Raw genomic sequence first — 1,402 nt, forward strand, 5'->3', positions numbered from 1 at the left:
GCCCTTGACCGTCTTGGCCAGGATCACGGTGGGTTTGCCCTTGAACTCGGTGGCAGCCTTATACGCGGCGTAAACCTTGCGGTAATCATGCCCACCACGTTTGAGGCCCCAAACCTGCTCATCGGTCAGGTCCGCGGCCAAGTCCTTGGTCTGTGGGGTCTTCCCGAAGAAATGCTCCCGCACAAACCCGCCGGACTCCGCCTTATAGGTTTGGTAGTCCCCGTCCGGGGTGGAATTCATGATCCCCACCAAAGACCCGTCGTCGTCCTTGGCGAGCAGATCATCCCATTCCCGGCCCCAGACCACCTTAATCACGTTCCAGCCCGCACCACGGAAGAACGCCTCAAGTTCCTGCATGATCTTCCCGTTACCGCGCACCGGTCCGTCCAGGCGCTGCAGGCTGCAGTTGATCACAAAATTCAGGTTATCCAACCCGTCATTAGCCGCCAACTGCAGCAAACCCCTGGACTCGGGCTCATCCATCTCCCCGTCGCCGAGGAACGCCCACACCTGCTGGTCACTGGTGTCCTTGATCCCCCGGTTATGCAGATACCGGTTGGACTGCGCCTGATAAATCGCGTTCATCGGCCCGATCCCCATCGACACCGTCGGGAACTCCCAGAACTCCGGCATCAACCTGGGGTGCGGATACGAGGACAGCGCGTGGCCCTGCTTGGACTTCTCCTGCCGGAACCCGTCCAGATCCTCCTCCGTCAACCTGCCTTCGAGGAACGCCCGCGCGTACATCCCCGGCGAAGCATGACCCTGGAAAAACACCTGATCCCCACCCGAGGGATGGTCCTTGCCCTTGAAAAAATGATTAAACCCCACCTCATACAGGGTCGCCGCCCCCGCATACGTGGAAATATGCCCCCCCACACCAATCTCCGGCCGCTGCGAACGATGCACCATCACCGCCGCGTTCCACCGCATCCACGCCCGATACGTCCGCTCAATCTCCTCATCGCCCGGGAACTCCGGCTCCTGATCCACCGGAATCGTATTCACATAATCAGTGGTCGTCACCATCGGCACACCCACCGACTGAGCACCCGCACGCTGCAACAACGACCGCATAATAAACTGCGCCCGCTCCGTCCCCCGCTCCCGAATCAACCCATCCAACGACTCAACCCACTCAGCCGTCTCCCCAGGATCAACATCAGGCGCCCGGCCATTCAATCCGTCAGTCAAACTACTTAGAATGCTTTGATCAGCAGTCATGCGAACCTACTTCCGCCCGACGGCTGTAAGCCACGGGCCCTCAAGTTTCCGTATCGTCATTGATTTCGCGATGTGGAAGAATTATTCCATTAGAGTACGTACAGTGAACTGGTTCGCCTCCGAATATGTCAATTGCAGCGAGGAGCATATACATGGGCACGCAGGGTAACCGAACCGC

1 pseudogene is annotated in these 1,402 nt (G+C 58.9%); it reads right to left on the reverse strand.

Annotated elements, in window-relative coordinates:
• A pseudogene (locus Y708_RS0101685) lies at nt 1–1,224 on the reverse strand (pyruvate dehydrogenase E1 component); the annotation flags it as partial.
• Nucleotides 1,225–1,402: the final 178 nt, after the last annotated feature.

The organism is Arthrobacter sp. H5 (genome assembly GCF_000520595.1).
GTDB lineage: Bacteria > Actinomycetota > Actinomycetes > Actinomycetales > Micrococcaceae > Arthrobacter_D.